The organism is Zymomonas sp., assembly GCF_020216885.1.
In the GTDB taxonomy this organism is placed as follows: domain Bacteria; phylum Pseudomonadota; class Alphaproteobacteria; order Sphingomonadales; family Sphingomonadaceae; genus Zymomonas.
Genome location: NZ_JAIWON010000177.1, coordinates 1 through 3,632, shown reverse-complemented (window position 1 = coordinate 3,632; position 3,632 = coordinate 1). Strand labels below are relative to the sequence as shown.

The window sequence follows — 3,632 nt, the reverse complement described above, 5'->3', positions numbered from 1 at the left end:
GCATCTGGCATCTGGCATCTGGCATCTGGCATCTGGTGCTATCATGACAGGGATATGGTCAAGATAATTTCTGCACTATCTTCCCCTGTGACAGGAGTCTGCCACCAAGATAAAAGCCGACGATAAGCGTTCTATCCCATAGCTATAGTTATAGAGTTATACCCTGACCTGACTCCAATCCTGAAATCAGCGAATGGGGCGCAACAACTACCCGTCAGAAAAGAATAATAAATCAGATATCGGAAACGGAAAGTCTTTAGGATTTTATGCCTGTTGTCCTTTCTTGGGCATATTTGTCCAACAAGGATCGCCCCTTGTGATCGGGATATGTTTTACCCCCGACAATGCATTGCTATCACAGAAAGGCATTGAATGAAGTCCGTAAGACGCCGATCTAGATCATGCTTCTATCCGTTATGATGGAAGCCCATGATGGCCAAATAGTCTTATAACCACAACGAACACCCGCATTAGTGGTTTTTATTCCCCAAGGTGATGTCATCGGCATTACTATCTTTGGCAGGGCATAGGCCGATAGAATGCCCAGACATATGTCCACGGACTTCTAATTTATGGCCGTTTTCTTCACTTCGCATAATATAGGCCATGGAATAATCGCGGAGGTGATAGTCGCCTTTGGCTTCAATGGTTGTCAGATTTTTACCATTTTTCTGGCAAATACCGGACATAGTCACCTGCCCTTTTCCGGCATTAAGCGACAAAGTCTGACATTCGGGGTCTTCTGAATAGGCGAAGAAGGTCATCGGCTTGTTTTCGGTATTTTTGACGCAGCGTGGCGGCTGTAATGTCGGGCGTTCTTTTACCGGAAGTTCTTTTCCATCCATGCTGGCACCTTCTATCTGAATAGAGGACTGCCACTGTCCGGCGGCGAGATAATCATTATCAGCGGGTGCGGCGGCCAACAGTAATGGCCAAGAGAGCAGCCAGAATTTTTTCACGGAGATACTTCCTTTAGTGTCTTTGAATTGCCCGTCGTTAAAATAAGATCGGGCAAAACATAAAATTTTAAAGAGTCTTTATCAGGATATCTGCCTAAACGCAGTGTTGTTTTGGAATAGGTGAAAGATTTCACCATAGGAGGATTGAAAAAGCGGGGGCTATTGAGTGACTCTGTAAAATAACAGGGTGACGATACTGATAGATAATCGGGTGGATTATTATCGCTGTTTCATCATGGATTGACAGACAGAGGGATAGTCGTTTCGTGAGCAGAACAAAGGTCTTGATAAGAACCCTTGATATGGCCTTTTAGCGCCATTTTGCCCCCGTCAAATTTATTCCACATGACAAAATTGAGCCAATAGTGATGTGAATCATAATGCCCTTTAGCGGTAAAATAGGCTGTCGGCATGGCGGGTGGATGGCAGATACGAGAGAGCGTTACTTTCCCTTTTTCGGCCTTTACTGCGGTCGTTTTACAATCTTGTGAATCCGAATAGGTAAAAAAGGTCATTGGTGCCGTCTCGGCCTGTTGGATACAGCGCGAAGGCTGGTAAATGGGCGCTGCGGGTTTGTTACTTTTTTTGCCGTCTATAGTGGCAGTTTCTACCTGAAAAACAGATTCCCATCGGCCTTCTTCCAGAAAGTCGTTATGGGCGGATTTTGCAGCAAGTAAAAAAGGCGTGAAGAGTAGAAGCCTTTTCAAGATGGACATCCTTTATTGAAGTTTTTTGTAGCCTTTTTTTCAGCATAGCATCGTCGTCTTAGGTTAGAAGCAAGACGATTTTGATTAGGGCGATAAACAGAAATATTGTGGTAATAAGGCTTTATGGAAAAGCGATAATCATGAAAAAAGCCGATCTTTCTGAAGATGCCTTGATATTAGGTCATCAGAGGATCGGCTTTTAAATTTTGGAAAATGGCTAGATACAGCCAAAAGGCTTATTTAGGCGTGGAAGCCGAGGGAGAAGCCGCCGCAGGAGCCTCCGTCGGGACAGGGCAAGCACCGACATAATGAGCAGAGACATCAGCCGACATGGTCATCGGATGTTCAGCCGTTCCACTAATAATGTTATAAGACATTTGATAGCTGGTCGGGGTATAGTTTCCTTTGACGGTCATTTCACGGAAAGGCACGTGAGATTCAGGCGTACATTCCTGCTTGACGATAAAATTACCGTTTTTGATATCAAGCTGGGAATTTTTACAATGAGGGGGCGTTTTTGCAAAGACGACCCGTGGATCGCTGTCTTCATCCGTAACGCAATGTAAAGCGGTATCGGTTTTATTTTTGGGAAGCGTTTTTCCGTCCATCTGCATCGTCATATTTTGGACGGATTCTTCCCACTGGCCAGTTTTGAGCTTGTCCGATGATGGTGCGGGTGCTGCGGCAATTAAAAGCGGCAGGCAGCAGATAAGATATTTTTTCATTTAATCCCCCTCAAAAAAACAACATGAATATTTAATGACTTTCATCGGACAGGCTGCCTTTCAGCCTTTCAAGAATAGCCATTCTTTCTTCGATATTATGGCGCCAAACGGCCTTTTCCGGCGCGTCTTTTAAGAGACGGTGCCAGATGGAGAGCGTTTCATCCAGATGACCTTCGCCCAGTAATGCAACAGCATGAAAATAAGCCGCACCGGCCGCTTGGGGTTCCAGTCTTTCGGCCTGCTCAAAGGATAATTTGGCCGCTGGAACAAGATGTCCACCAGAAGCCTGAACAAGGGCATCCCCGAGAGCAGTCCAGAGCATAGCGCTATTCGGTCGTTGGTTGATTTCGCTTTTCAGCCAGCCAACCGCATAGGCATATTGCCCCTGTTTAATGAAGGCATCAGAAGTAATCAAGGCACGGGCATCCTCGCCGTAGCGGGAAAAGAACATTCCACGGTCTGTAATGAACGGGTCGTCTTTTTGGCCGCTTTCTTCCGGTGCCTCTGCGGCGTGGCCTTTAAGAAAAGGGCTGCCCTGCCACGCATAACCTGCAAGGCCAAAACAGAGCATCGCGGCTAGTGCCTGTAAGGCCATTGATGAAAAGCGGCCTATTTTCCAACAAAAGAGGAAAAGCAAGACGGCCAGCGAAAAAGCGATAATCCAGCCATTCATTCTTTATCTTCTTTTCTGAACAAGCGGATGATGAAAAAGAGACCAGCCAACAAAACGAAAAGCGGTAAAATCCATAATGGCCAGCTTCTTTTTGACCATGTCGGTTTATAGCTGACCCAATCGCCATAGCGGTCAATAAACCAACGACGGATTTCTTCCGGTGACCAGCCTTTTTCAATGTCATGACGGACGATTGCCCGCATATCAGCAGCCATTGCGGCATTGGAATCAGCGATAGATTGGCCTTGGCAAACAAGACAACGAAGGCTGTGCATCAAATCCTGTGCCTGATTTTCTTGTGTCTGATTTTGAAGTGGCTGTTCGGCGTAAGGATCGGCTGGCTGTTCCGCCGTGACGAAAGCGGAGAACGGCACCGCGAGAAACAGAAAAGCCAGAAAGCCTAAAAAGGGTCTAAGCCATGTCATGTCGTTATCTGCCTCCAGATGTTCATAAGCTGTGGCAAATCCTTTTCAGTAACGGCACCAATATGCTGGTAACGGATAACCCCTTGCCCATCGATCAGAAAACTTTCAGGAACACCAGAAGAGCCGATGGCTAATTGTATCTG

General features: G+C 46.3%; 5 protein-coding genes and 1 pseudogene. All 6 read right to left on the bottom strand.

The features are described 5' to 3' along the window. Positions 1-470: 470 nt before the first annotated feature. On the bottom strand, positions 471-959 hold the full coding sequence (locus LDL18_RS08845; RefSeq protein WP_296508836.1) for a DUF3617 domain-containing protein: 489 nt from the start codon (positions 957-959) through the stop codon (positions 471-473). A 233-nt stretch (positions 960-1,192) separates the two neighbouring features. Beyond that, positions 1,193-1,666 carry a DUF3617 family protein gene (locus tag LDL18_RS08840; RefSeq protein WP_296508834.1) on the bottom strand — a complete coding sequence of 158 codons (474 nt, stop codon included), beginning with the start codon at positions 1,664-1,666 and terminating at the stop codon, positions 1,193-1,195. Positions 1,667-1,902: 236 nt separating this feature from the next. Beyond that, positions 1,903-2,391 carry a DUF3617 family protein gene (locus LDL18_RS08835; RefSeq protein WP_296508833.1) on the bottom strand — a complete coding sequence of 163 codons (489 nt, stop codon included), beginning with the start codon at positions 2,389-2,391 and terminating at the stop codon, positions 1,903-1,905. 31 nt (positions 2,392-2,422) lie between these two features. Next, the gene (locus tag LDL18_RS08830; protein WP_296508831.1) at positions 2,423-3,064 is read right to left on the bottom strand and encodes a cytochrome C biosynthesis protein; all 642 of its coding nucleotides are present in this window, start codon (positions 3,062-3,064) and stop codon (positions 2,423-2,425) included. After that, complete coding sequence (locus LDL18_RS08825; protein ID WP_296508829.1) at positions 3,061-3,489, bottom strand: cytochrome c-type biogenesis protein; 429 nt, start codon at positions 3,487-3,489, stop codon at positions 3,061-3,063. Before LDL18_RS08825 ends, LDL18_RS08830 begins: the two co-directional genes overlap by 4 nt. Beyond that, positions 3,486-3,632, bottom strand: a pseudogene (locus LDL18_RS08960) (DsbE family thiol:disulfide interchange protein); the annotation flags it as partial. The pseudogene LDL18_RS08960 and the gene LDL18_RS08825, both read right to left, overlap by 4 nt.

Excerpts from the sequence above, each read along its gene's own strand:
- LDL18_RS08830 (WP_296508831.1), bottom strand. The coding sequence starts at position 3,064 with ATGAATGGCTGGATTATCGCTTTTTCGCTGGCCGTCTTGCTTTTCCTC.
- LDL18_RS08835 (WP_296508833.1), bottom strand. The coding sequence starts at position 2,391 with ATGAAAAAATATCTTATCTGCTGCCTGCCGCTTTTAATTGCCGCAGCA.
- LDL18_RS08825 (WP_296508829.1), bottom strand. The coding sequence starts at position 3,489 with ATGACATGGCTTAGACCCTTTTTAGGCTTTCTGGCTTTTCTGTTTCTC.